The sequence below is a fragment of the Gordonia aichiensis NBRC 108223 genome (genome assembly GCF_000332975.1).
Lineage (GTDB): Bacteria > Actinomycetota > Actinomycetes > Mycobacteriales > Mycobacteriaceae > Gordonia > Gordonia aichiensis.
Genome location: NZ_BANR01000004.1, coordinates 108374 through 133190, shown reverse-complemented (window position 1 = coordinate 133190; position 24817 = coordinate 108374). Strand labels below are relative to the sequence as shown.

General features: G+C 66.7%; 23 protein-coding genes. 9 read left to right on the top strand and 14 right to left on the bottom strand.

Annotated features, from left to right (window positions below):
• Positions 1 to 194 precede the first annotated feature (194 nt).
• Positions 195 to 2519, top strand: a complete 2325-nt coding sequence (locus GOACH_RS05235; protein WP_005171649.1) for a helix-turn-helix transcriptional regulator — start codon at positions 195 to 197, stop codon at positions 2517 to 2519.
• A 25-nt stretch (positions 2520 to 2544) separates the two neighbouring features.
• Here GOACH_RS05235 and GOACH_RS05230 read toward each other — a convergent pair whose 3' ends face one another.
• On the bottom strand, positions 2545 to 5373 hold the full coding sequence (locus tag GOACH_RS05230) for a helix-turn-helix transcriptional regulator (protein ID WP_005171648.1): 2829 nt from the start codon (positions 5371 to 5373) through the stop codon (positions 2545 to 2547).
• A 360-nt stretch (positions 5374 to 5733) separates the two neighbouring features.
• Here GOACH_RS05230 and GOACH_RS05225 point away from each other — a divergent pair, with 360 nt between their 5' ends.
• A complete protein-coding gene (locus GOACH_RS05225) occupies positions 5734 to 6267 on the top strand; it encodes a hypothetical protein (RefSeq protein ID WP_005171643.1) in 534 nt (177 codons plus the stop codon).
• Positions 6268 to 6376: 109 nt separating this feature from the next.
• On the opposite strand, the gene GOACH_RS05220 is transcribed toward GOACH_RS05225, so the two are convergent.
• The 8 genes from GOACH_RS05220 to GOACH_RS05185 all read right to left on the bottom strand — a co-directional run bounded on the left by GOACH_RS05220 (position 6377) and on the right by GOACH_RS05185 (position 13227).
• Complete coding sequence (locus GOACH_RS05220; protein WP_005171641.1) at positions 6377 to 6757, bottom strand: Rv3654c family TadE-like protein; 381 nt, start codon at positions 6755 to 6757, stop codon at positions 6377 to 6379.
• Positions 6758 to 6866: 109 nt separating this feature from the next.
• Entirely contained in the window at positions 6867 to 7244 is a 378-nt protein-coding gene (locus tag GOACH_RS05215; protein WP_005171637.1) for a TadE family type IV pilus minor pilin, read from the bottom strand.
• A gap of 1 nt (position 7245) precedes the next feature.
• Positions 7246 to 7479: a DUF4244 domain-containing protein gene (locus GOACH_RS05210; protein ID WP_005171633.1), complete on the bottom strand. Its 234-nt coding sequence runs from the start codon at positions 7477 to 7479 to the stop codon at positions 7246 to 7248.
• 81 nt (positions 7480 to 7560) lie between these two features.
• On the bottom strand, positions 7561 to 8169 hold the full coding sequence (locus GOACH_RS05205) for a type II secretion system F family protein (protein WP_005171630.1): 609 nt from the start codon (positions 8167 to 8169) through the stop codon (positions 7561 to 7563).
• Positions 8166 to 9011, bottom strand: coding sequence for a type II secretion system F family protein (locus tag GOACH_RS05200; protein WP_040517787.1), 846 nt, complete (start codon positions 9009 to 9011; stop codon positions 8166 to 8168). Before GOACH_RS05200 ends, GOACH_RS05205 begins: the two co-directional genes overlap by 4 nt.
• Positions 9008 to 10222, bottom strand: a complete 1215-nt coding sequence (locus tag GOACH_RS05195) for a TadA family conjugal transfer-associated ATPase (RefSeq protein WP_005171622.1) — start codon at positions 10220 to 10222, stop codon at positions 9008 to 9010. Before GOACH_RS05195 ends, GOACH_RS05200 begins: the two co-directional genes overlap by 4 nt.
• Positions 10219 to 11283, bottom strand: coding sequence for a septum site-determining protein Ssd (gene ssd / locus GOACH_RS05190; RefSeq protein ID WP_005171620.1), 1065 nt, complete (start codon positions 11281 to 11283; stop codon positions 10219 to 10221). The genes GOACH_RS05195 and ssd overlap by 4 nt, the downstream gene beginning before the upstream one ends.
• Positions 11284 to 12471: 1188 nt before the next feature.
• A complete protein-coding gene (locus GOACH_RS05185) occupies positions 12472 to 13227 on the bottom strand; it encodes a Fic family protein (RefSeq protein WP_005171619.1) in 756 nt (251 codons plus the stop codon).
• A gap of 159 nt (positions 13228 to 13386) precedes the next feature.
• Between GOACH_RS05185 and acs the strand changes: the two genes are divergently transcribed.
• The 5 genes from acs to GOACH_RS05160 all read left to right on the top strand — a co-directional run bounded on the left by acs (position 13387) and on the right by GOACH_RS05160 (position 18845).
• Positions 13387 to 15339 (top strand): acetate--CoA ligase, encoded by a 1953-nt coding sequence (acs, locus tag GOACH_RS05180; RefSeq protein ID WP_005171615.1) that lies wholly within the window; start codon positions 13387 to 13389, stop codon positions 15337 to 15339.
• Between the two features lie 212 nt (positions 15340 to 15551).
• Complete coding sequence (locus tag GOACH_RS05175; protein WP_005171613.1) at positions 15552 to 16229, top strand: HEAT repeat domain-containing protein; 678 nt, start codon at positions 15552 to 15554, stop codon at positions 16227 to 16229.
• Positions 16216 to 17211 carry a HEAT repeat domain-containing protein gene (locus tag GOACH_RS05170; protein WP_005171609.1) on the top strand — a complete coding sequence of 332 codons (996 nt, stop codon included), beginning with the start codon at positions 16216 to 16218 and terminating at the stop codon, positions 17209 to 17211. The genes GOACH_RS05175 and GOACH_RS05170 overlap by 14 nt, the downstream gene beginning before the upstream one ends.
• A 128-nt stretch (positions 17212 to 17339) precedes the next feature.
• Positions 17340 to 17879 (top strand): phage holin family protein, encoded by a 540-nt coding sequence (locus GOACH_RS05165; RefSeq protein ID WP_005171606.1) that lies wholly within the window; start codon positions 17340 to 17342, stop codon positions 17877 to 17879.
• Positions 17880 to 17882: 3 nt separating this feature from the next.
• A complete protein-coding gene (locus GOACH_RS05160; RefSeq protein WP_005171602.1) occupies positions 17883 to 18845 on the top strand; it encodes an alpha/beta fold hydrolase in 963 nt (320 codons plus the stop codon).
• 127 nt (positions 18846 to 18972) lie between these two features.
• Here the strand turns inward: GOACH_RS05160 and GOACH_RS05155 are convergent, their stop codons facing one another.
• The 4 genes from GOACH_RS05155 to nth are packed head-to-tail and all read right to left on the bottom strand — an operon-like array spanning position 18973 to position 22563.
• On the bottom strand, positions 18973 to 20175 hold the full coding sequence (locus tag GOACH_RS05155; RefSeq protein WP_005171599.1) for a MarP family serine protease: 1203 nt from the start codon (positions 20173 to 20175) through the stop codon (positions 18973 to 18975).
• A complete protein-coding gene (locus GOACH_RS05150; protein WP_005171596.1) occupies positions 20172 to 21044 on the bottom strand; it encodes an NUDIX hydrolase in 873 nt (290 codons plus the stop codon). Before GOACH_RS05150 ends, GOACH_RS05155 begins: the two co-directional genes overlap by 4 nt.
• On the bottom strand, positions 21041 to 21787 hold the full coding sequence (locus tag GOACH_RS05145) for a TlpA family protein disulfide reductase (protein WP_005171592.1): 747 nt from the start codon (positions 21785 to 21787) through the stop codon (positions 21041 to 21043). Before GOACH_RS05145 ends, GOACH_RS05150 begins: the two co-directional genes overlap by 4 nt.
• A complete protein-coding gene (gene nth, locus GOACH_RS05140) occupies positions 21787 to 22563 on the bottom strand; it encodes an endonuclease III (protein ID WP_005171588.1) in 777 nt (258 codons plus the stop codon). The genes GOACH_RS05145 and nth overlap by 1 nt, the downstream gene beginning before the upstream one ends.
• Positions 22564 to 22662: 99 nt before the next feature.
• On the opposite strand from nth, the gene GOACH_RS05135 reads away from it, so the two are divergent.
• Positions 22663 to 22875, top strand: coding sequence for a hypothetical protein (locus GOACH_RS05135; RefSeq protein ID WP_005171585.1), 213 nt, complete (start codon positions 22663 to 22665; stop codon positions 22873 to 22875).
• Between the two features lie 238 nt (positions 22876 to 23113).
• The gene (locus tag GOACH_RS05130) at positions 23114 to 23788 is read left to right on the top strand and encodes a Crp/Fnr family transcriptional regulator (RefSeq protein WP_005171581.1); all 675 of its coding nucleotides are present in this window, start codon (positions 23114 to 23116) and stop codon (positions 23786 to 23788) included.
• A gap of 105 nt (positions 23789 to 23893) precedes the next feature.
• Here GOACH_RS05130 and GOACH_RS05125 read toward each other — a convergent pair whose 3' ends face one another.
• Entirely contained in the window at positions 23894 to 24769 is an 876-nt protein-coding gene (locus GOACH_RS05125) for an MBL fold metallo-hydrolase (RefSeq protein ID WP_005171578.1), read from the bottom strand.
• Between the last annotated feature and the right edge of the window lie 48 nt (positions 24770 to 24817).

Below are 24817 nucleotides of genomic sequence, written 5' to 3'. Positions count from 1 at the left end.
GGACTCCACTCAACGGTGCCCGCGACCACACCCGGTCGTGGGCACCGTCGTGTGTGCCGACCCCTGGTGCAGCCTCCTGCGCACGCCCTCTGCGCGCTGCCATCGCGGCAACCCGGACACACCCGAGCAGGTCGAGTGAGCTAGGTTATTCGATATACCGACGAGTAACTTAGCTCACATACGGGGAGGTAGCGGTGGAGTCACCCGGACTCATAGCTCGCGCGCACCTCGTGGACTCGCTCGACGCGTTCCTCGGGTCGCCCGACAACCACTCCGCAGCACTCGTAGGCGATCCCGGAACCGGACGCACCGCCCTTCTCGCGGCAGCCGAGGCCATGGCGCGCACAGCCGGCTACCGCGTCGTGCGGCTGAACGTGCGCGACGGCTCCGCAGGTGTTCTCGCCGCCTTGGCCGCTGAACTCGGCGAATCGACCGAATCCGCCACATATGAGCCGTCCAGCGAGCCGGCCGTCGACGGAGATTACGCCGACCTGCGCCGTACCCTGCTCAACCTGGCGCGACGGCCACGATCGGGTCCCCTACTGATCGGGCTCGATGATGCCGACCAGCTCGACGCCCATGCCGCACACACGCTCTCGTACGTGAGCCGACGTCTCGCCGGCACCAGGGTCAAGCTCATCACCACCTGTGTGCCGGGCATCGCAGGTCTGCCCAGGCATGCGGTCGACGTCGCACTCCTGGTATCTCCCCTCGATGCGTCAGCGGCTGATCGTCTTCTGCGTCAGCGCTTTCCGAACCTCGACGACTCCGAGCGTCGAGATATCGTGCTTCGTGGCGATGGCCGTCCCCGCGCGTTGGTGCGCGCCGGATACCTCGCCGTCGCATCGATGGCGCCCCGCCTCCCCGGCACCGACGACGCAGGGTCGGAGTTCGACCACGACGTCGCAGATCTGCTGCAACGCTCGGCGGCGCAGGCACTCCGATACGGCGACTCACACTCCGCTGCACACACGTTCCGACTCAGCGCCACCCACACCGCCGACCGGAGCGCCAGAGCTCGCCGACTCGCTGCGGCGTCGGCACTGGTATCCGCTGTGAGCGCCGACATCCCCACCGCCAGCCGACTTCTCGACGATGCGCTACGCGTGGATGCCAGCGCAACGCACTCACTCGAAGCCGTTGTCGCGCGCTCGTACCTGTCGTCGAAGGCACCGGAGTCGATCCGCGAGGCTCAGCGGACGTTCACGCGAGCTATCCGTGCGCAGCCATCGGTACACGGGGATCGCATTCTCGACGACGCGCTCTGGTCGCACTATCAGCTGTGCCACCTCGACGACCGGCCGGAACTCTGGTCGGAGTTCACGTCCCTGGTGGCGCAGCACGCGGAGACAGCACCGGAGTGGGCACTCATTGCAGCACAGACGTTGTCACCCGATCGCGCGTCTCATGAACATCTCGACCCCCGGCTCGACCGGTTGATCGACACACTCCAGCACACCGCCGACGCCGCCGACGTGGTGCGCAGCGCCTTCGTGGCCACGTCACGCAGCAGCAGCTATTGGTGGCGCGCCGCACTGCACCGCGTGTGGTCCGACCCACGCTCATCGGTCACCTCGTCGGTGTGCGCGGCATGGATGCTCGGTTCTCACTATCTCGGCGCGGGCCGGTGGGATGAGGCGCAGCAGCTCCTCGACGGCGGGATCGCCCTCTGTCAGAAGTCCGGGCTTCAGCTCTATGCACGTGCCTACCTGCTCCGAGCCCGAAAACTGTTGTCGGCCTATCGCGGAGAACTCGATTCGAGGGTGACGTCCACCATCACCGCACCCGACTGGATGGCCAACGGTGTCGGTGTGACGCGTCACCGCACTCACCTCGAGGCGGTCGCCGCCCTCGGCGCGGGAAACCCACGCAGTGCACTCCGCATCTTCCGCGCCTCCACGGACGGTCCGGCCGCCGTCATCACACGTAGCGATCGTGCCGTCATCGACCTTGCCGAGGCAGCCTCCGAATGCGAATCACCCTCGGCGCGTAGGGCAGTGGCCGACGCTCTGCGCACTGTCGGTCTCGGCCCCGACCTCCGGCTCGCGTTTCTCCGCACCTGCGCATACGCGATTGTCACCGATGACGTCGACGCCTATCGCGCCGCGATCCACACACCGGGTGCCGACCGATGGCCCTTCGATCTCGCGCGAGTCCGGCTGCACCACGGTCGCCGATTGCGCATGGACGGTGCCACCCGGGTCGCGAGAGAAGAACTCTATCAAGCCCTCTCCACGTTCACCGTCCTCGGCGCCGACCACTGGTCTGCACGAACCTCCGGCGAACTACGACTACTCGGCGAAACACTTCGCGCGATGACGTCGACGCGCAGGACTCCGCAGATCTCGGCGACGGCGCAGCGCATTGCCGAGATGGCCGTATCGGGCATGTCCAACCGCGCCATCGCATCCCGACTGGGCATAGCGCCGAGCACGGTGGGCAGTCACCTCTCGCACGTCTATCGCACCGTCGGCGTCAGGTCCCGGACAGCGCTGCGCGATAGCGCACTCTTCGCGTGACCATCAGACCAGAACTGCGGGGCGACTACGATATCGGTGCCGCAAGCGCATCACGAAGCTCGCCCCGCGAGGTCACCCCCAACTTGGCATAGATGCGGTACAGGTGGTTGCCGACCGTCCGATGCGAGATGTCGAGTCGCTCCGCGACAGCCTTGTTGGTCAATCCTGACGCCACCATCGACGCAATACGCCGCTCGTAGGCGGTCAGTTGTGAATCCACGGCCGTCACGTGTCGCGTCGGCGCCGTCGCGTCGAGCTCGGCCTGCGCACGCGACGCCCACGACGACGCACCGAGTTCCACGAAAGTCGACAACGCCTCGCGCAACTGCCTTCTCGCCGCGACGAGCTCCTGATCCCGACGCAGTTCCATGCCGCGGATGTACTGGATGCGCGCATAGTCGAAAACCCACTGCCGCGCACCCGGCACCGCGAGGGCCGCCTCGAACAAGCGCTCCGAGTCGTCGGTGCTGACGAGCGCCCGGCACGCGAGTGTGATCATCGCCAGGCGCGAGGAGACCCGGTCGAGTCCCGCGTCCCGCATGGCTGCGACATGCGCCCGCGCGTCCTCGTCACGCCCTGTCCTGATCGCCGACCGCACGAGATCCAGCGCGAGAGTCCCTGTCATGGAGACGTAGGGCCCGAGCTGACCGATCGGGCTCACCGCCGTCGCGTGGATGTACGCCGCCCCTGCATCGCCGTGTCCGCCCGCAAGCAACGTCCACAGATGTTCGGCGAAGCGGACGAGCACGAACGCCCGTCGCGGAATCGCCCAGGCGCGCATGCGCGCTGCGAGGTGCTCCACCATCTCGTCCTCGCCACGAACCGCGGCCACCATGCCGAGCAGGTAGTCGGCGAGCCACCCGAGATGATCATGGCCGTCGACACCGCAGATCTCCTTTGCCCGCTGGGCCAATTCCATAGTGGTTGTCCACCGGCCGCGGTTGAACGCATCCTGCGCCAGCAGCAGCATCGCCCACACCGCGGCAATCGACGGCCTGCTCGCGACGTCGTGTCCGGCGTTCACGCCGTCGATCAACACGTCGAGCACGGGTCGGCATTCGTCGATCCGGTCGAAAGTCGCAGCCATCTCGGCGACCTCGCCGATCCACAACGGAGAGTGATCGACCGACAGATCGGCGATCAGCGAATCCACCGTCGCGCGCTGGTCCGCCGACAGTGTCGACGGGCCGTCCCAGACTGCAGCCGAGAGCCCCACCGCCGACGATGCCCCCGGAGCCACTGCATCGACGATCCGGCGATATCCCTCCCACAACGCCGCGCGCCCACCAAGCCAAGACAACTCACGAAGCGACTCGATGGCCTCGACGACCACTGGGTCATCGGAGTCGCGCGGCGCGGAGCGCTCGAGTGCATCCATCAACATCTGATAGGCGGTGTCGACGTCGCCGTCGTCATTGGTCACGATGATGGCCGACGCCGCGAGCGCATCGGTGATCGAATCCTCGAAGTGCTGTCGGCCGGTGTGCATCGCGATGAACATCTGTTGAGCCGCCTGGTGATCGACGCGTGCAGCCACCTGTGTGGCACGCGCCAGCCGGCGGTGGCGTTCCCGCCGGTCGCCGCCCACCTCGACGGCCTGTCGAAGACGAGCCAGCCCTGATCGCCACCGGCCGGTGCATAGCTCCACCTCCGCCGCGAGCTCCAGACGTTCCGCCAGCGCGTCGTCGAATGTGGTTGTTGCCTTATATATGTCCGATATGTCATCGACCACGCCGCGCGCCGACCGCGCGAGGAGCCGGTAGACGGCCGAACGTTGGTCGTCAGTTGCCAGACTCATCAGTGCCGGCCCGAGGAGGGCACGGGTGAGGCGAATACGCGGCTCGGTCGTGGGCCGCGCCTCGTCGCCGACGTCACTTACCGCGACGAGTCCCGCCCGCACCGCGGGAGCGAGGACGTCCGACAGCGTGCGGGCACCCACCGTCGAGGCGAGATCGTCGACGCTGAGTTCTGGAGCAAGCGCATGCATCAGAAGGACACACAGCGTCTTGTTCTGCACTACCGGAAGGTCGGGAAAGAGCCTGTCACGCAGCACGGTAGACATGGGGAGCACCGTCGGCAATGATGCCGATCCGTCGATCTGTTCGTGGCGCAGTTCTGCGGGAAGCGCACGCAGCGCAAGTGGATTACCCTGCGCCGCAGCCAGAATGCGGTGATGTACGTCGGCAGCCATTCCCGGGTGGAATCGACGCACGAGCTCCGCTGCGGCATTGTCGTCGAGTGGCGCGATGTCGATGACGGTCGTCGCGTCGATCCGAGAGTGGCTGGAAGTCCGAACGGTCGCCAGCACACCAACGCGTGGCAGACGTGCGGCCGCGACCGCGTCGAGAACCTTCGCCGAACTCTTGTCTGCGTGATGCAGGTCATCGACGACGATGACAACCGGTGAGTGCGTTGATATGTCGGCGAGCAGTGCGATGACGGCGGCGGCGAGATCGGCGACGGTCGGCGCTCGGCCGACGTCGAGTCCCAATGCGAGTCGCAGCGTCGCGGCCGGCTGCGAGAAGACAGCTGCCGGTCCATCGACGAGGTGCAGCAACAGTACCTGCAGCAGCGCGTTGGGGAGGGTCCGCTCGACAGCGACCGCCCGTGCATAGAGAACCGACGCCGAGCGTCTGCGCGCGACGTCTGCCGCAGCGCTCACGAGAGCGGTCGTGCCGACGCCCGGTTCGCCGCGCACCAATCCGACCGCGGTACCGCCCGCGACGACGGAGTCGATCAGTGCGGTGAGTTCGGATTGCTCGCGTTCGCGGCCCAGCAGTGCCCCGCGAGACTCTCTCCCCGAAGGCGGCGCACCACCGTCGCCAGGTCGCTCCGCAACGAATTCGGCCGACACCCGATCATCTCCATAGGCAACGCGCCACGAACGTCACGTCCGTGGTGAACACACCAAGCACGAGAGCGGACCGGGACAGGCACTCCCCGCAGAGCGACCGACCGCTGACGATCAGCTTATCGCGGACAAAGCGGACGTCAGCCGCCACCCGTCACTCGCCTCCCGTGTCTGGCCGACGATGTGGCGATTGCCCGTTGTCGGCCGATACCTCGTCCATGACCCGGTGACCAGCGCATTTCGCCAGCTCGAGACCGGAAGACCATGGTGTCCGGCTGTCGATGGGTCATGCCCGGGCGCACTTGATCGACCGAATCCGGGCACTACCGCCTGTCACAGGCTGTTCTCAGGGATACTGGAACGATGCATGAGGGGACCCCCGACCGCATGACGCCATCGCCACTCATCACGCGTGCGCGTCCAGCGTTCTTTCTTCTGGCCCGTCCGACGGAATCGACAGACACCCTGCCCGCCTCCATCGGAGAGCCGGACGTGTTCTTCTCCGAGGCGCAGGCCCTCGATGCACTCGACATCCACTACGCCTGGTGTACCGCGCGTCTTGACCCCGACGTCGTCGACGCCGCGCAGTGGTACCTCCAGAGTGCCATGGTCGGACCCCGCATCGCGACGGCACTCGGCGAGGTCTATCTCGCCGCCGACACCGATAGCGGTGAGGTACACGCCGCCGCAGGCGCATTCCTCACCGAGAGCGAAGTGGTGCACTGGGCCCCCTTCGTCAACGCCGTCGCACCACGTATCCCCACCACCAGGGGCAGCCGACTCCGACTCGCCTACCGCGGCGACGCCGAGGTCTCGTTCTCCCAGGTCTGGTTTGCACCGATGGACTCGACACGGGTGTACCCCAAGCGCATACACATCGGCGACGACGCTCTCTGAGATCACTCCTCCACCCGGCTGCGTGACCATCACCAACCGCGGCGCGGCTTAGCACGGCACCCTCGTCAAGGATGCACCGGTCGCTGCTCGGTGATCCGCTTTGTCGCGCTCAGCCATCACCGACCGGGCCCGCCCGTGCTCGCGCAGATGCCCCGCGCACCCCCAGCACCCCCAACGAGACAGAGACCCGCGCACCGACCACCACATCGTCACCGACGATCCTGCACTCGAATACCTCGGCACGCGGCCGTTGCTCACCGACCAGAGATCTGGCCGTGTCACACGGATCAGACCGCGCCGCAACGTGATCGGCTGCCGCTGCCAACGCAGCCAGATCGGCAGCCGACTGTGCCCGATGACGCGCCAACGTCGCGGCACCGACATAGATCACCAACACGAGCAGCGCCGCAACACCCGCGATCGCCCCGGCCGCGGCCACCGTCGCATAGCCGTCCTCGTCGCGGAGCAAGCCACGCCCCGCACTCGTCACGGACCTACGAGTCGCGAGAGCCCAACGCGTCTGTCGGAGTTCAACATCCGCCGACGCCGACACCCGACCCCACCAGCACGTCGGGCGCCCCCTCACACCCACACCCCGCTCACCGCGACACCCCCGGCGCCATGACCACCTGATCGGCGCCGTCAGGTTCTGCAGCCGCAACGGCCCGCGCCGACAACATCAGGCCCGGCACCATCGGCGCACCCCGACGAACGTCGACGACGACCCGGTCACCCCGGGCCGCAACGGCGATCTGAGCGCCCGGCACGATCTGCTCACCGGCAGCACGTGCGTGATCGTCACCGGCAGCCGCCAACCGAGCCACCTCACGAGCAGCATCAGTGCACCGGATCTGCGTCGTGACCGCTGTGATCACACCGACAGCAAGAATCACCACGATCACCACAGCCGAGATGGCGTAGGCCCCCTCGATGGTCACCATCCCCGACTCGTCGTCGACCATCCGTCGCAGCCGCATGTCAACCCACCGACGTGTTCAGCGCCTTGGTGATGATCCCGGTCAGCGCACTGACGATGTTGTCACCACTGACGACCGTGTACAGGATCGCACCGAACGCGGCCGCAGCAATCGTGCCGATGGCATACTCGGCCGTGCTCATTCCTTCGTCGTCGGCGATCAGTCTCGCCAGGGTTGCGTTGGTACGCACAGTGATTCGTTGGACACGACCGCGGGTGACTCGAATTGCCTTCATGATGATCCTTTCAGTTGTGTGACTTTCATTGGTGCTGCACTGCTTTGACGTTCAACTCGTGCGCAAAGATCCATCGGGTTCTCAGAGTCCCGAGAGTGTGACGCCCGCGAGACCTATCACAACCGGAACGATCCCGAGACAGACGAAAGCGGGCAGGAAGCACAGGCCCAACGGGCCGCTCACCAAGACCCCTGCCCGTTCGGCGCGAGCATGTGCGTCGTCGTGCGCGCGACGTCGTGTCTCGGTGGCGAGTTCGGCCACCTGCACCGACAGCGCCGATCCCGCGCGAGCCGACCGCCGCGCGAGCATCGACAACTGCTCGAAATGATCTGTCTCAGAGCCTTTCCGGTTCGGGGTCCGCACACGCTGCGGTGTCGACCATGCACGTTCGGGTTCGGCACCGAGTTCGAGCAACTCCGCCGTGGCGGTCAACGGCTCCGCCAAGACCGCGGGTGCTGTGTGCGCCACAGCGAGCGCAGCAGCGGGGATGGTGAGCCCTGCACGCAAACACACCGCGAACAGATCCAGCGCTGCGGCAACGGCAAAAGGATCATCGACGTCTCGGCGCTTTCCGAGCCACCTCGGCTCGCCGCGAGGACGACTCGGCGGTTCGACGACCCGGTACAGCAACCACCGTCGCGGCGGCAGTATCCACACCGCGACGGCGAGCAGCACCAGCGGGATCGTCATCCTCGCACCACCCTGTCGGTGATTCGTTCGGTCCACACCATGCCGGCGGCGACCAACGCGGTACCGACGACCAGCAGGATGCCACCCAGACCGCCACCGAGGAGTACCTGCACCGGACGTGCGCCCGTCGCCTGGCCCAGACCGATCCCCAGCAGCGGAAGCCCCGCCAGGACAACGGCAGTCGCGCGTGGCCCTGCGAGTCCGGCTCGCGTCCGCTCGGTGAACGCACGTCGGGAGGCAAGGTCGGCGCGCAGCGACTCGAGGAGCTCGGCCATCGGAACTCCCGACGTCTCCGCAGTGTGCCACGCGACCGCGATACGCCGCCACGACTGCGCTTCCGAAGTCGAACCGCCCGCCTGTGACTCCTCGGTTGAATCCCGCCCCGCGGATGTCTCATCGACGCCCACGCTCCCGCCGAGTTCGGCGCGCGAAGCCAACACGGTCAGTCCCTCGGCCACCTCAGACCGCGTGTCCCCTCCTCCCGAGATCTCCTGCGCCGCCACAGCACACGCGTGAGCAGGCGGTGCGCCCACCGAGAGTTCAGCGATCATCAGTGCCAGCGCGGTCAGCATCTCGTCACGCTGTGCCTCGTCGTCGGCCGCCCGTCGTCTACGTCGTCTAAGCCACCAGACGAGTGTCACCACGATCGCAGCGGCAACCGCACCCGGTACTCCACCGACAAGCAGCGCGACAGGCGGTGCGCAGGTCAGCCCGACCATTGTGGGCGACACACTCGCCCGTGTCGTGTCATCGAGCTGAGCGACCGCCGCCACCCGGTGCTCGGGCCAACTCGGCGGCCACCACAGCACCGCAATCGCGAGCGCCGCGAACACGATACTCATGCGCGGCCAGCGACCAGAGCATCGAACTCTGCTCGATACTCGGTGAATCCGCTGGCGCGCAGCCAAATCGGACGTATCGTCACCCACCCTGCTGCATCACGAGAGACCAGGCCGAATTCGACTATCCCGCGCTCTCCGCCCGCCGTGCGACTGACACCGACGACGACACGCACGGCCGCAGCCAGCTGCGAATGAAGCGCTTCTCGATTCATTCCGCCCAGCGCCGCAAGCGCTTCCATGCGAGCGGGCACCTCCGACATCGAGTTCGCGTGTAGCGTCCCGCCGCTGCCCTCGTGACCCGTGTTCAATGCGGTGAGCAGGTCGATGACCTCGGCGCCGCGAACCTCGCCGACGATGATGCGGTCCGGCCGCATTCGCAGTGCTTGACGCACCAGGACACGCACGGGGACCTCACCGGTTCCCTCCACGTTCGACGTCCGCGCGACGAGGCGCACCACGTGAGGGTGTGCCGGAGCCATTTCGGGGGCATCCTCGACACACAGGACCCGGTCTGTCGGACGCATGGCACCGATCAACGCGTTCAGCAGAGTCGTCTTGCCCGAGCCGGTGCCGCCAACGATGAGGAAGGCGAGGCGCGCCGCTACCATCGCGTCGAGGACTTCAACCAGTTCTGCGGGAACTGCGCCGGTGGCGACCAGACCTGCCATATCCATTCCCGCTGTGCGCAATACCCGCAGAGAGATACATGTCCCGTCCGCGGCCAGGGGCGGAATGACGGCGTGGAGCCGCACGGTGAGACCGCGTCTGCCCAAGGAGTTCAGTTGGGCGTCGACCCACGGCTGCGCGTCGTCGAGACGTCGACCCGCACCCAGCGCCAGACGACTCGCGAGTCGCCGAACTGCCGCGTCGTCGTCGAAGGTGATACCCGTTGGTTCGAGACCACCGCCACGATCGACCCATACCCGCTGGGGACCGACAACGAGCACATCGGCGACCCCGGGCTCGGCGAGGAGTACCTCCAGTCGTCCGGCACCGGTGAGTTCCGTCTGCAGATGACGCAGCGCCGCAAGCAGATCGGTGTCTCCGAGGACCCCACCCGACTCTGCGCGAATCGCCTCGGCGATGACCGCTGCGGTCGGCTCCGCCGCGTCAGCTGCGAGCCGCTCGCGCACTCGGTCGATGAGCGCCTCGTCGGCCACTGTGGTCGCCGCCCCGAGTCGCGGATCCCGTTGCGGCAACGCATTGCTCACGATGCGACCGATCTCGTGTCGACGAACCGGTTGTACACCGCCCGAGCCGTACGGCCGAGTGGACTTCGCGCCGATGCCCGCAGCCCGCCGGCCTCGAGGCGCATGGGCAGTCGCGGATCAGGCCGGCACGTCGCAATGAGCGGCACCCCGACGGCCTCGGCGACCTGAGCCGCTCGGAGGCCGCCGGGAGACGGACCGCGGATCACCATCTCGACTCGGGGACACGCCGTCAACAGGCGAGCGATCAGCAGCCGCGCGGCGGCGGTCCCGGCAACTGTCGGAGTGGTCACCACGACCACCAACTCGGAAGATTCTGCCACCGCCCGGACCACCGGGTTATCGACGCGGGGAAGATCAGCGATGATCAGGTCGCCGTGGGCGCGACCGGCATCCACCGCCGCAAGCACGGGTCCCTGGCCAAGCGGGCGCGTGTCGTCACGTCGTCCGGCCACCAGCGCCAGACGCTCGTTGTAGCGCGGCAGAGCGTTCCACAGCGACGCTCCGCTGACAGCCCCCTGGTCGAATGTGAGGTCTTGCCACCGGAGTCCTGCGCGCGCCTCCATACCGAGTGCGAGATCCAGGCCCGCCCCGAGTTCGTCGATGTCGACGAGTAACACCCGCTCATCGCTGTCGACGGCGGCCAACGCGGTCGCGACAGCGAGCGTCGACGCCCCCGCTCCGCCGTGCGCGGGGATGAACGCCAGTGCCCCTGCCTGACGTGATGCGGGTAGACGCAACTCGGTGAGTATGCGGACCAGATGAGACTCGTCGACCGGAAGAACGGCCGAGTCGACTGCTCCGAGATCGAGCGCGCCACGCCATGTCGCTGAAGCGGGTTCCGTATCGGAGACCAGCACGACGCCGCCGCGGCGTGGAAGCGAACTCTCGGCGAGGACGGCAACCGCCGACGGATCGAGCAGCACCGCGCGTGTTCTCAGCCAGTCTCGTCGACACTCGTGAGCGTCACCGGGGATCAGCCGGTAACCAGCCGCAGCGGCGCATCGCGCCACGTCGTCGCGCAAGGGATCGGCCACGAGGGCGAGGAGATCGTCGTCGGACATGGAGGAAGCATGGGGTATCGCGACCGCCGGCACATCGACCAGACGTCGAACGCAACCACTTCTGTGGAGAGACTCGCCGTTGTGGACGCGGCTCGCACCCGCAGCCAAGCCAGGCGTGGCCGACACTACAAAATTCGATATAGTGAATTCTTCATGCTGTGGTGTACTCTTCCATCATTGCGTCCCGGCGCAACCAGGACGTGACGAGCCGCCTGCACGTCAGGCAACGAGCCGCCTGCACGTCAGGCAACGAGCCGCCTGCACGTCAGGCAACAAGCAGCCGGAGCACGTGACGCGGAAGAAAGACCCCCAGACAGAGGACAACCCCGGCCAGGGGGGGGAGGGGGCCGGGGTTGTCGCGTTTCAGCCCCGGGGGGTCGGGCTGAAAGGCACCGGCTCAATGAAGAACCGGGTGATATCGACTATACACACCCGATCCGCAGGTGAGAATACCGTTTGCAAGCATTTGCGATATTTTGCCCAGCGTTAGGACATCACCAACGCCGCGCGCCGCTTTCATCGCCCTGAACTGCACATACGCCAGGCCTCCACGTCTTGACGTCGTCCGGGTTAAAGATATCTAACTGAGCTACACGGACGATCGCGGAGATCCAGACCTCAATCCGGCGCCCGCCGAGTTCGAAGAACATCCACGGAACGACCCCACCCACACGCCTTTTACACAGTCGACGCCAGGGTCTTGATGTGACGCCGATCACGGTGTAGAACGTAAATCACGGAAACCTCGTCGAGCAAAGTTCGATCCGGAAGAGAAGGACCGAGCCCCCCGGCGAGCACTCCCAGCACGGGCGGCAAGCACCCACGCGGAGCACGCCGCATGAGGCACAAGTGTTGTGCGCCTGCGACATCGTGGCTTCGAGTAACAGCTCCGACAACTGCAGCGCCAGGCCTGGCCCGAGAGTTCGTCCGGCACCGACATCGACGGATGCCGTGAGCGGGCCAGAGAGCAAGGGCAGCGCGATGAAGGAGACCTGTTCTCGGGGAATACGATCCCTCGCCGAGGCGGTGACCACAACCCACCCAGCACGCTTGGTAACTTGAGTCCGTGCTACGCGGGCGGCGATCTGTCGACGACAGGTCGGCCGCCCGCAGTGCTGTGTCAGGGATCTATTTTCACCCAGGAAACGGCTTGTGCGACATCATCTTTCCCCTGCGCTGGCCTCGCGATCATCCACCGCGAGCGGCGTCGGCGATCGACTTCGCCTCGGTCGCCCCCACCACCATTGCCTCGCAGCAGAACACGATCCAGTCAGCGAGCGCTGACGGCTCCCCGGTGCCGAATCCTCTCGCCAGCGAACGGTAGTCGTCGACCTTCTTGAACCAGGTCACCTCCGGCACACCGAGGTTGTGCGGATCGAGACCACTCGACGTCGATGTCAGGCGCGACGCCGCGCGAGCGACCACGCCGCTGGCACTACCGAAAGCGTCGAGCGTCAACAGTTCTCCGTGCACCACTGCAGCCAGCACCGGCGCAGGCGCCGATGTCGCTCCGGTGATGAGCTGCCTGAGTAGTTCGAGTCTCGTCGCGACCTCCGCGCCCCGGCGCGGTCGGCCGAGCTGATCGGGATCGTCGACGAAATCGGCGGCAGCGAGTACGTGCAGTCGCGCAAACGCCTGGGCGGGCGCTCGTCGATACACCGACGTCAGCTGGTCGAGCGAGTCCCCATCGAGCGCCTGCGCAACGCGCATCGCGCCGGCCAGGATCGGGTCGTCGAAATCTCCATCGCGCCGCAACTCGACGCTGCCGCCGTCGATGGCCGCGGACGATCGGCCTGCTCGCCACGACGCCTCCGTCGCGGTTTTGTCCCAGCCCCTCAGATTGGCCGGATGCCGATGCACGGCACCGAGTGCGTCGCGGGCGCGGTCGGCCGCCTCACGCACGCCGGGAAGCTCCACGAGCGGGGCGAGAGGATCGGTGGTCACAGATCGTCACGGTAACCGATGGAGGTCGAACGCCCGCGACCCGCGTCGCTGCAACGCCAGCCCAACGTGACTACCCTCACTATGGGATTCCGGCCAGACGCACCTCACGTCGGATGAGGCCTGAGAACGCGTACCGAGAGTGAAAGGCACTGTTCAACGATGTCCACCACCGCACAACCCGCCGCCAAGGCGTTTCCGCCCTCCGCCGAGTTCGCCGCGCAGGCCAACGGAACGGCCGCGCTGTACGACCACGCCAATGCAGACCGTCTCGAATTCTGGGCGGAGCAGGGTCGTCGACTTGAGTGGGACACCGATTTCGGGCAGGTCCTCGACTGGTCGGATGCACCGTTCGCGAAGTGGTTCGTCGGAGGAAAGCTCAACGTCTCGGTGAACTGCGTCGACCGCCACGTCGCCGCGGGCAAGGGCGACCGTGTCGCGATCCACTGGGTCGGTGAACCGGGCGACTCGCGCGACATCACCTACAGCCAACTCAAGGACGAGGTCTCCAAGGCAGCCAACTACTTCGCCTCGATCGGACTCGTCGCGGGCGACCGGGTCGCCATCTACATGCCGATGGTCCCCGAAGCACTCATCTCCATGCTGGCGTGCGCACGCCTCGGTCTGACCCACTCCGTGGTCTTCGCAGGCTTCTCCGCCGGCGCGCTGCGCTCCCGCGTCGACGACGCCGAGGCCAAACTCGTCATCACCACCGACGGCCAGTTCCGCCGAGGCAAGCCCGCGCCGCTGAAAACCGCTGTCGACGAAGCACTCGGCACCGGCGACGACGCCGCGAAGTCCGTCGAGAAGGTCCTCGTCGTGCGTCGCACCAACCACGACCCCGACCTGAACTGGGTCGAGGGGCGTGACGTGTGGTGGGAGGACACCGTCGACGAGTCGTCGCCTCATCACGAGCCCGAGGCCTTCGATTCCGAGCATCCGCTCTTCCTGCTGTACACGTCGGGCACCACCGGCAAGCCCAAGGGCATCGTGCACACCTCGGGCGGCTATCTGACCCAGGCGAGCTACACCTTCCACTACGTCTTCGACCACAAGGAAGGTCGCGACGTGTTCTGGTGCGGCGCCGACATCGGCTGGGTGACCGGCCACTCCTACCTCGTCTACGGACCCCTCTCCAACGGCGCGACCGAGGTGGTCTACGAGGGCACGCCGAACTCGCCCAACGAGCACCGCCACTTCGAGGTCATCGAGAAATACGGCGTCACAATCTATTACATCGCGCCGACGTTGATCCGCACGTTCATGAAGTGGGGACGCGAGATCCCCGACGCGCACGATCTCTCGTCGATCCGACTCCTCGGCAGCGTCGGGGAACCCATCAACCCCGAAGCGTGGAAGTGGTTCCGTGAGGTCATCGGCGGCGGGTCTGCGCCGATCGTCGACACGTGGTGGCAGACCGAGACCGGCGCCATCATGATCTCACCGCTGCCCGGAGTCACCGCGACCAAGCCCGGCTCGGCGATGGCCCCGCTGCCGGGGATCTCGGCGAACATCGTCGACGACAACGGCAAGCCGGTCGGCGCGGGCGAGCAGGGATACCTGGTACTCGACCAGCCGTGGCCGTCGATGCTGCGCGGCATCTGGGGCGACGAGGAACGCTACCGCGACACCTACTGGTCGCGGTTCGCCGAGCAGGGCTGGTACTTCGCAGGCGACGGCGCCCGGTACGACGAGGATGGCGCGCTCTGGGTTCTCGGCCGCGTCGACGACGTCATGAACATCTCCGGCCACCGTATCTCGACCGCCGAGGTGGAGTCCGCGCTGGTCGGACACTCCGGTGTCGCCGAGGCGGCGGTCATCGGCGCCGCCGACGAGACGACCGGTCAGGGCATCGTCGCGTTCGTGATCCTGCGTGAAGGTGTCGAGAACACCGGCGACCAGCTCATCAAGGAACTGCGCGATCAGGTCTCGGTCGAGATCTCCCCGATCGCCAAACCGCGCGAGATCAACGTGGTGCCCGAACTGCCCAAGACACGGTCGGGCAAGATCATGCGGCGGCTACTCAAGGATGTCGCCGAGGGCCGCGAACTCGGCGACACCTCCACACTCGTCGATCCCTCGGTGTTCGAGGCGATCCGCAGCAAACGGGTCTGAGCGCGCACCGAATACGACGACATCCCAACGGCTCGCCCGTTTCCAGTCACTCCCCGCAGCGCCCGCCGGCAAAGGCCCAGGTCGGCGCCGACGGTGAGCAAGAATATGACTGGAAACGGGCGAGCTGCTTTCGTCGACTCGGCGATCACGGCGATATCAGGCTTGACCCTGACACGGTGACAGGGTTTTGACTGTTTGCGGAGGTGATCGCGATGACTCACACACTGATCGACGCATTGTCGGCGCCGGATTCATCTACGCGACTACAAGCTGCACTCGCTGCGGGAACCCGCACAGGGGAAACCGATACTCACTCCGACGCCGCCATGGTCGACGAGCTGATCAGACGCAGCGGTGTCGAACCCGACTTCTTCGTCCGCGACATGCTCACCTGGGCGCTCACGAGGATGCACCCTGAGCAGACAGTTCCGCGGCTCGTCGAAGAGCTGACCTCGTCGTCACCGCAGGCACGTGGTCAGGCGCTGCACACGTTGTCGAAGATCGGCGACCGGGCGGTCTATCCGCACGTCGTCGGGTTGCTACACGACGCGGACGACGAGGTCGCCCGGACCGCATGGCGGGCGGCCGTGGCGTTCGTGTCCGAGGAGGGCGCGGCCGACCTCGTGGCCGACCTGGTCACCGAGCTGGGCCGTGGGGATCACGAGGTCCGGCGCAGCCTCAGCCGTGCCTTGGCCAAACTGGGAACCGCTGCGGAGGTTGCGCTCTCAGCCACTGCGTCGAGCAACTCCGAAGCCGTCCGCGTACATGCCGCAGCGACCAGACGGCTGCTGGCCGACCCCGACGCCGACTTCTCCGCCGCGGTCGAGCAGGCACGCAGGGCTGCGACGCTTCGGGGCGCACCTATCGAGCACCCTGATGCTCATCGGTGAGGTGTCGCAGCGTTCGGGCGTCAGCGTTCGGATGCTGCGGCACTATGACCGACTCGGCTTGGTCAGTCCGACTACGCGCACGGCGGGCGGATACCGCGACTACGCGCCCGACGACATCGCCCGGCTGTTCCGCGTGGTCGGGCTTCGCGCCCTGGGCGTGCCGCTGTCGGGCATCAAGACGCTGCTGGACAACCCCGGGGCAGCTGATCCCGCTGACATGGTCGACGAGCTCATTGCGCAGACACGCCAACGACTCTCGCGCGAGAACGAACTACTCGCCCTACTGACCCGCATCGCCGATTCCGCACCTTCCGACTGGGAGGACGTACTGAGATCTGTACGCCTTCTCCAACATCTCGATTCCGCCTCCGCGGCACTCCGCCAACGAGCTGCGCTGACCGCACGCGGGCGTCTCGCGCCGGAGGCTCTCGCGAAGGCCGTTCTCGCCGAGCCGGATACAAATGTTGCAGGAACGCTGGTCTGGGCGCTCGCCAGCGTGGCCGACCCCACCGCCGAGAGAATTCTCGGTGCGGGGCTCGATTCCACCGACCCGGAGATTCGGCGCCGCGCGGTGTCGGCGCTCACGAAGCTCGGTGGCGATACCGCTGTCACCGTGCTGCGGCACGCACTCGACGACGACGACCACACGGTCCGGGACACCGCGATACTCGCCCTTGGCACACAAGCCCACGTCGACGTACTCCCGCATCTGATCGCGATGGTCGTGGACGGCAGCCACGACGTCGAGGCCTCCGATACGATCTGCGACCTCGCGCGCGCCAGTGCCGCAGCCGACGAGATCGCGACAGAACTCGGCAGACTCCTCGCGGACCGTGACCTCGAACCGCAGGCCCGGAGCAGAGTCGCCCAGGCGCTCGTCGATCTTCCCGGGGAAGTCGCCGCAGGCATTCTCGCCGCCCACACCGACGACCCCGATCCTGCGGTGGCCGCCCTCGCCACGCTGCGACAACGCCGCTCCTGATGGCGCACGCGGTCGGCGAGAGATCCGCGTGACCGCAACACACGCCACGTCGACGTGATGGCGGGCACGACCGTCGCCGCGCACGCATGGCAACATATGGCAGGAGAACGCCAAAGACGGAGGATGCTGTGAGTGGAAACGAGTCCGGCCGACCCGACTACCGCGATGCAGGGGGGAAGGCTCCCTCGATTCCGCTGAGGGACGCCGACCGCGACTCGTCCGGCGAAGCCAGCGTCGGCAGCCTGGTCAAGAACGCCACCGCCAGTGTGTCGACGCTGTTCCGGTCGGAAGTGGCGCTCGCCAAAGCGGAGTTGGTCGACGACGCGAAGAAGGCGGGCGCGGGCACCGGTCTGCTCATCGTCGCCGGGGTGATGGCGCTCTACGCGAGCTTCTTCTTCTTTTTCTTCCTCGCCGAACTTCTCGACGAGTGGGTCCCGCGTTGGCTCGCGTTCCTGATCGTGTTCGGAATCCTCGTAGTGATCACGCTGGTCGCCGCGTTCATCGGCTACCTGGTCTTCAAGAAGGTCAGAGGCCCGAAGAAGACGATCAGCAGCGTCAAAGAAGTACAAACCGTGCTGCCCGGTCGCCACGAGGCCGGGGCGGGTGATCCCGCGTCGAGCGGACAGGGCGCAGGCCATCCCGCGATACCGCCGGCACGCGAGGCCTGAGATTTGGCCGCTGCCCCCGACCCGTCCAGTGTCCGGTTCGCCGGACCCTGGCGTCATCTCGACGTTCGTGCCAACGGGGTGCGGTTCCACGCGGTCGAGGCCGACATTCCCGGTGCTGCGTCACCCGGCCCCGACCGCCCACTCGCGCTGTTGCTCCACGGTTTCGGTGAGTTCTGGTGGAGTTGGCGCCATCAGCTCACCGACCTGACCGAAGCCGGCTACCGGGCAGTGGCGGTGGATCTGCGTGGGTACGGCGACAGCGACAAACCACCCCGCGGATACGACGGGTGGACCCTGGCAGGCGACGCCAACGGACTCATCCGCGCACTCGGGCACACCTCCGCGACGCTCATCGGTCACGCCGACGGCGGGCTGGCATGCTGGGCGACCGCCACGCTGCACCCTCGCGCGGTACGTGCGATTGCTGTCATCTCCTCGCCCCATCCGCGTGTTCTGCGACGGGATGTGCTGCGCGACGCCGACCAGCGATCGTCGTTTCTCGGCAACTTCTTGAGCAACCAAGTCCCGCGCATGGCCGAGCGTCGCCTGACACGACGCCACGGAGCATTCATCGCGGAGTACTTCGCGGAACGCTCGGGACCGGTATGGCAGGGCACGGCCGACTACACCGACGCCGTCGACAAGAACAGATCCGCAATCGGTATACCCGGGGCGGCGCACTGCAGCCTCGAGTACCAGCGCTGGGTGTTCCGGTCACAGTTCCGACCCGATGGCGTCCGGTTCATGGATCTCATGGAGAAGCGACTGTCGATCCCTGTTCTCGCGATCCGCGGCGTCGACGATCCCTACATCACCGACGAATCGGTTGCCGCGAGCGCCGAATGGGCCACCGATTTCGACTACCGCCCGATTCCCGCCAGCGGCCATTTCGCACACCAGGAGTGCCCGGCAGAGGTGAGCGAGCTACTCTGCCACCTTCTGTCCGGTGCGGGCGACGCCTGCTGACCGCACGGTCGACGATCCGCGACGCACAGTCGACAGTTCGCGACGCACAGTCGACGATCCGCGACGCACAGTCGACAGTTCGCGACGCACGGTCGACGGACCAGAACGCACAGTCGACGCGTCGGCGTCACGAATGCACGCACTGGCCGGTGCTCACCCGGGCGGTGCGCTGCTCGGAGGCGTCGAGGTCGGACTTCACCTGCTTGGCGGTGAGGACGAAGCCGGTGTCGTCCGCTGTGTCCTCGGCGGCACCGAACACGACGCCGAGCACGTCGCCGTCCGCATCGATCATGGGCCCACCGGAATTGCCCTGGCGAATGGTCCCGCGCACCGTGTACACCTCGCGCAGCACCTGATCAGTCCGATAGATGTCCGGGCCGGACAAGTTGATCGTCTCGCGCACCCGCACCGCTGTGGATGTGAAAGGTCCGGCCTCGGGGTAGCCGAGAACGATGGCATCCGCTCCCGGCTTCGCCGGCGCGTCGTCGAATCGCAGAGCTTCAGCACGTAGTCCAGGCACATCGAGAACGGCGATGTCGTTGCGGCTGTCGAAAAGCACCACTCGAGCGGTCAGCGAATCACCCCCGGGTGTCTGCACCGTCAGTCGTCGCGTCCCCGCCACCACGTGGGCGTTGGTCATGACCCGCTCGGAGGACACGACGAAACCACTGCCCTCGAGCGCCTGCTGACAACTCGGGGCAACGCCCTCGATCTTCACGACGCTCGGTTGTACCTGCGAGACGATCGCGGAATCCTCCAGCGACGTGTGGGGCGGGTCGACGTTGGCCACCGGTGTCTGAACGAACGGTCCGATCACCTCGGGAAGACCCGAGTCGTCGAGTATCGGTCCGAGCTCGCGAGTCGGGAAGTCGCGCAGCCACGTCGGGGCGACGGAGTCGACGCCGCGCAGAACGGTGGATCCGCGCACGGCACTCGCGATCTCGGGCGAGGACGATCGACCGAGCGGGATCGCGAGCAGCCACGCTGCCACCAACACCGCGATCACCTGCAGCATCAGACCGATCACGCTGTCGACGTGACGCAACGCCGTCGACCTGATTCCGCCGCGGGCTGCCCGACCGAGGACCATCCCCGACGTCTCGCCGATGATCACCAGCACCACCAGCATGACGACCCCGACGACCAAGCGCACACCACGATCGTCGATGCGTGAAAGCACATGCGGCGCAATCAGAATCCCTGCCACAGCACCAAGGACAACGCCGACCACCGCCAGTCCCGACGCCACGGCGCCCTGGCGCCAACCGCTCAACGCGGCCAACAGGGCGATGACGACGACGATGACGTCGACCCACGTCGATCCGCTCACCGGAGGGCATCCTCGGACGGACCGACATTCCCGTCACCGGAAGCCTCGTCACCGGTATCACCGTCTGCAACGGGGCGCGGCGTCGGAAAACCGCTGTGCTGAGGCGAACCCGCTCGCTTGATCATCTCCTCGAGCGGGCGGACATCGTCGTGATCCCACGCGACATCCCACCCCGACGCATCGCTGATCGCCGCGATCAGTCCGCCGGTGAATCCCCACACCAGGAGTCCGTCGACAAAGAACGCGGGCCCACGGTAGGCGCGCGCACCAAGCACCGACCGCTGCACCTGGAAACGGTTCTGCGGCGCCAGCATCTCGCGCACGTTCACGCGCACCACACGCGAGGTCTCGCCCGCGTCGACAACGCCGACGCGGCCGGGCTCGCGCCAATGCGCGACGACCGGGGTCACCTCGAAGTTCGACACCGGTACCGGAAAGCTCGGCAGATTGGCGAGAATGTCGACGCTGCTCTGGTCAAGCCCGGTCTCCTCGGTCGCCTCACGCAACGCAGTCCCGACCGGATAGTCGTCGCCCGGGTCGAACGAGCCGCCGGGAAACGCCACCTGCCCGCTGTGCTGACGCAACGTCGGGGCACGCTCGGTGAGCAGTACCTCGGCGTCGGCGGGCAGACCGCCGGGATAGTCGGGATCGGCCTCCCAGGACCCGGAGAACAGGATCAACACCGACGCCGCGCGTCGGTCGCGGCGCAGCATCGACGCCCACCGCGCGCGGTCGCCGCCACGGCCGAGCACGCTGTCGGTCACGGCCGACACATTGCCGGTGAGCCGACGCAACCACGGCGGAACCTGTTCGGTGTCGACGAGTTGCCCCACATGAGGTTCCCGCGCGGGATGGTCGGTGCGTGTCACGCGGCTACACCGGTGGCGTCACGCACGGCATCGGCAACCTCGTCGACGCTGCCGAACTCCTTGGGAAGCGTCGTGGCCACGGTGCCGTCGGGGCGCACAAGGATGGTCGACGGGAAGACCCGCGGCGCCTTCAGCGCGGCGGCCACCTTGCCGTCGACGTCGAGCACCGTCGGGAGGTGTACTCCGATCTCGCGCAGGAACGTCAAGACCGCATAGGGGTTACCCGCGCCCTGTTCGGCATGCACGGTCAGCACAGTAACCCGATCACCCGCGCGCCGCGCGTACTCGGCGAGTACCGGCAACTCCCTCCGGCACGGCAGGCACCACACCGCCCACATGTTGATCAGAACCGGCTTCCCCGCTGTCCCCGCCCCCAGGTCGTACGCGTTCCCGGTGGCCAGACACGGCGCGACGACGCCGGCCAGCACCGCGCCACTCGATTGCGGCAATCCGCTATTCGGACATGGTTCAACGGCGGCGTCGGCCCGCGCCTTGGCGAGAACGGCATCGTCGACCTTCGCGTCGGGGACTGCCGCGACACCCGACCCGGCGGTCTGCGAACCGGTGCCGTCCGACGACCCCGAGTCGCGCGGCCAGATCGCCACGATCAGCGCCACCATCACCACGAAGAAGACCAGCGTCCAGCGCAGAGCCGCCGGGAAGCGGCTACGCCGACGCTCCGTGGGTGGCTCGTCGTGCGGGGTCGGTGCGTCGGGATCCGACGTCGTCGCGGAGGTTCCCACTATGCGGAGATCCCCGCAAGCTCGAGGATGTGGTCGGTCTCGGGCCCTTTGACGAGCTTGGCCGCCTCGGTCTTGTCGAGCGGGCCGAGTCCGACCGAAGGGCAGTCTTTGGCCAGGACGCACACCCCGCACGCGGGCTTGCGCGCGTGACACACGCGTCTCCCGTGGAAGATGACGCGGTGCGAGAGGTTGGTCCACTCCTTGCGCTCGAAGAGTTCACCGACGGCGTGCTCGATCTTCACCGGATCCGTCTCGGTGGTCCAGCCCCAACGCTGCACGAGCCGCGAGAAGTGGGTATCGACCGTGATGCCGGGGATGTCGAAGGCGTTGCCCAGCACGACGTTGGCGGTCTTACGCCCGAAGCCCGGGAGGCTGACGAGTTCCTTGAGGGTGTGCGGAACCTCCCCGTCGAAGCGTTCCACCAGCGCCTGGCCGAGTCCGATGATCGAGTTGGCCTTGTTCCGGTAGAAGCCCGTCGTCCGGATCATCTCTTCGAGTTCGGTGCGGTCGGCTCCCGCGTAGTCGGCGGCTGTCCGGTACTTCGCGAAGAGTGCGGGGGTCACCATGTTGACCCGGACGTCGGTGCACTGCGCAGACAGGATCGTCGCGACGGACAGTTCGAGCGGAGTGGTGAAGTCGAGTTCGCAGTAGACGTGGGGGAACTCGACCTTCAGTTCACGGTTCATCCGTCGTGCACGCCGGACGAGACCGAGGTGGGTTTCTGTCCTGGCTCCCGCGGCCTTCTTACGTGCACTCACACGATTCAGGTTAGCCATCGAGTCCGACCGTGTCGGTGGCGACGGGTTGATAACAAGTCAGTGAAGGCGACGATTCCGGTTAGGAGCCTCATCGGCCGTCGGTGTTTACTGATCGGTATGCAAGGACTCGCCGCACTGCTCTTCCCTGCTGTGTTGATGCTCTTCGCCCTCGCGATGGAGAAGGTGCAACACCACACGGATCGGCTCAGCGTCTCCCGCGACAACGTCGAGGAGTTTCTGCAATCAGCAGAGTCCCAGCACGTGGACACCCTGGCCAGGGACGGTTTTCCCGCCGCGCTCGACGAACTGCGCGAACGTCGCGCGAGCTGATCACAGCCGTCGACAGATACTCGCCCAGACAACCATCCGCTGCCACGATCACTGCGCGTCACACGCCGCGACCGACGCTCACATGAAGTCGCGTGAGCACCCCCGGACATCGATTCCGCCCGCGCAACACGGAGCGCAAAGTGGCACCAGTGACCCATTCAACACATATGCTTCAAGCGAGAGTAGCGTTGCGAAGTGCGTGTGCCGTTTCACGCGGACGATGAGAAAGGTTCCTTAGGTGGAGGAAGTACTGGCGCGGGCGGGAATTTTCCAGGGTGTGGAGCCCTCCGCTGTCGCGGCACTGACCAAGCAACTACAGCCCGTTGATTTCCCACGCGGGCACGTCATCTTCCATGAGGGAGAGCCTGGCGACCGCTTGTACATCATTCTGTCGGGCAAGGTGAAGGTCGGACGACGCTCACCCGACGGTCGTGAGAACCTGCTGACCATCATGGGACCGTCGGACATGTTCGGTGAACTGTCCATCTTCGACCCGGGTCCGCGCACGTCGTCGGCCACGACTGTCACCGAGGTACGCGCCGTCTCGATGGACCGTGACGCACTGCGCGCCTGGATCAAGGACCGCCCCGAGATCGCCGAGCAGTTGCTGCGTGTGCTGGCCCGACGTCTGCGTCGTACCAACAACAACCTCGCCGACCTGATCTTCACCGACGTCCCCGGACGCGTCGCCAAGCAGCTGCTGCAGCTGGCGCAACGCTTCGGCACCCAGGAGGGCGGCGCGCTGCGCGTCACCCACGACCTGACCCAGGAAGAGATCGCCCAGCTCGTCGGAGCGTCGCGCGAAACCGTGAACAAGGCCCTCGCCGACTTCGCGCAGCGGGGCTGGCTTCGACTGGAGGGCAAGAGCGTCCTCATCGCCGACTCGGAGCGCCTCGCCCGACGGGCACGGTAGCTCAACCGAGAAGCCCGGAGAGGTCCCGTTACGCGACGAGCGCGGCGGGACCTTTCGCCGTTCGGGCCGATCGGGCGGTTTCACCACTGTCCGCGCACGACGCGATCACGCCCTCCGCAGGTACTCCAACTGAGCCTCGACCGACATCCTCGCGGCAGGCCAGAGCTTCTTGTCGACGTCGGCGTAGACCTTGCGCACCACCTTCATCGGCTTCGCCTTCTTCGCCGAGACACCCATGTCGTCGAGCGCTGCAGCGATCTGGTCGAGCCGGTCCTCGCGGTGCTTCTTGTAGAACCGCGCCACGGGACCGAGGTCGGGATGGTCGGGGCCGTGCGCGGGTAGCAACGTCGCCCCCTCGCCCTCGACGATCAAGCGGTTCAACGAGTTCAGGTAGTCGCGCAGGGTGCCATCAGCCGGATCCAGCACGGTGGTACCACTCCCGAGAATCGTGTCGCCGGTGAGAACCGCACGCTGTCCCTCCCACTCGACGAGGAAGCTCACCGAGTCACCGGTGTGGCCCGGCGTGTGCAACACGGTGATCGTCAGCCCGGCGACCTCGATGACCTCTCGGTCTGCCAGCGCTGCCGCCCCGCGCGAATGCTCGGCCAGCCGTGCCCGCGTCGGAACCCCGGTGTGCTTGTGCAGCGCCTTGATCGCGCCGGTGTGATCGCCGTGCCGGTGGGTGATCAACGTGAGCGCGATACCTGGTTGCTCGGCGATTCGCCTGACGTGCTTCTTGTGCTTGCGCGGCCCCGGATCGACGACGACGCACTCGGCACTCCCCGGGGCACGCAACACCCACGTGTTGGTGCCGTCGAGTTCCATCATCCCCGGGTTGTCGCACAACAACACCGACGCGAACGGTGTCACCTCACGCAGCACCCCATACGCGGGATGCGACGGCGTGGCGTCGAATTCGGTCTGTGTCTCGGCCGCGGAATCACCCTCGTCGGCAGAACCGCGATCGCTCGAACTCGTCATGCCAACAGCGTAATGCGGCTCACATCATCCACATCGCGCCGCCCATCC

Bases quoted from the DNA above. Each gene is read 5' to 3' on its own strand.
- GOACH_RS05225 (WP_005171643.1), top strand. From the start codon at position 5,734: ATGCATGAGGGGACCCCCGACCGCATGACGCCATCGCCACTCATCACG.
- GOACH_RS05215 (WP_005171637.1), bottom strand. From the start codon at position 7,244: ATGCGGCTGCGACGGATGGTCGACGACGAGTCGGGGATGGTGACCATC.
- GOACH_RS05210 (WP_005171633.1), bottom strand. From the start codon at position 7,479: ATGAAGGCAATTCGAGTCACCCGCGGTCGTGTCCAACGAATCACTGTG.
- GOACH_RS05205 (WP_005171630.1), bottom strand. From the start codon at position 8,169: ATGACGATCCCGCTGGTGCTGCTCGCCGTCGCGGTGTGGATACTGCCG.
- GOACH_RS05200 (WP_040517787.1), bottom strand. From the start codon at position 9,011: ATGAGTATCGTGTTCGCGGCGCTCGCGATTGCGGTGCTGTGGTGGCCG.
- ssd (WP_005171620.1), bottom strand. From the start codon at position 11,283: ATGTCCGACGACGATCTCCTCGCCCTCGTGGCCGATCCCTTGCGCGAC.
- acs (WP_005171615.1), top strand. From the start codon at position 13,387: ATGTCCACCACCGCACAACCCGCCGCCAAGGCGTTTCCGCCCTCCGCC.
- GOACH_RS05175 (WP_005171613.1), top strand. From the start codon at position 15,552: ATGACTCACACACTGATCGACGCATTGTCGGCGCCGGATTCATCTACG.
- GOACH_RS05170 (WP_005171609.1), top strand. From the start codon at position 16,216: ATGCTCATCGGTGAGGTGTCGCAGCGTTCGGGCGTCAGCGTTCGGATG.
- nth (WP_005171588.1), bottom strand. From the start codon at position 22,563: ATGGCTAACCTGAATCGTGTGAGTGCACGTAAGAAGGCCGCGGGAGCC.
- GOACH_RS05135 (WP_005171585.1), top strand. From the start codon at position 22,663: ATGCAAGGACTCGCCGCACTGCTCTTCCCTGCTGTGTTGATGCTCTTC.
- GOACH_RS05125 (WP_005171578.1), bottom strand. From the start codon at position 24,769: ATGACGAGTTCGAGCGATCGCGGTTCTGCCGACGAGGGTGATTCCGCG.